This is a genomic window from Streptomyces sp. PKU-EA00015 (assembly GCF_013387495.1).
In the GTDB taxonomy this organism is placed as follows: domain Bacteria; phylum Actinomycetota; class Actinomycetes; order Streptomycetales; family Streptomycetaceae; genus Streptomyces.
Genome location: NZ_JABZEE010000126.1, coordinates 1 through 881 on the forward strand (window position 1 = coordinate 1; position 881 = coordinate 881).

General features: G+C 67.2%; 1 pseudogene. It reads left to right on the top strand.

Going from position 1 to position 881, the window contains the following annotated elements:
• Positions 1–881: pseudogene (locus HW130_RS35165) on the top strand (sugar-binding protein); the annotation flags it as partial.

The window sequence follows — 881 nt, forward strand, 5'->3', positions numbered from 1 at the left end:
CCGGGTCAGCACCGCGGGCTATGCCGGTGACTACGCGTACAACAAGAACACGGCGACCGGTGAGTCGTACACGTGGCAGCCGAACATCGTCGATGCCACGGACTACAAGGTCGAGGTCCACACCCCGGTGCAGACCGACGGTGCGACGGCCGCCCCCTACACGGTGACCTCGGCGGAGCCGACCGCGAACTTCACGGTCAACCAGGCCACCGGCACGACCGGTTGGCGTCAGCTGGGCACCACGCAGATCGATTTCGCCAAGGGCAACACCGGCAAGATCGTCCTCGGGGACACCGGTGATGCGACCAGGCGGACGATCGCCGACGCGGTCCGGCTGGTCAACCCGGCGCAGATCCGCAAGGACATCGGCGAGTACAACCAGTGGCACAACTTCCGGGTCGGCGACACCGTCCAGAAGTGGGTCTCCGGTACGTCGCCGAACTACGGTTTCGTGATCAAGGCCGTGGACGAGTCCTCGACCGCGCCGCTGGGCGGCCCGCAGTATCAGGCGGGGGACTACGACTACGGCGGCGAGACGTCCACGATCCCGCGTCTGACGGTCACCTTCGGCAAGGTCGGCACCTCGCTGAACTCGCCGACCGTCGTGCACGGCACCGGTCCGGAGCTGTCCTGGGCGGCGTACAAGAACACCACCGGTGACACCGACCTGGACATCGTCGAGTACCAGCTGCACCGCTCCACGCAGCAGGTGTTCACCCCCTCCGCCGCGACGCTGGTGGCGCCGGTCGCCAAGACGGCGACCACCTACACGGACACGACCGCGGTTCCGACTCCGGACTCCAGCAGTGCGGAGATCGGGAAGTCGTACTACTACCAGATCGCGGTCAAGACGGCCGACGGGCAGGTGCTGGGCTCCCCGA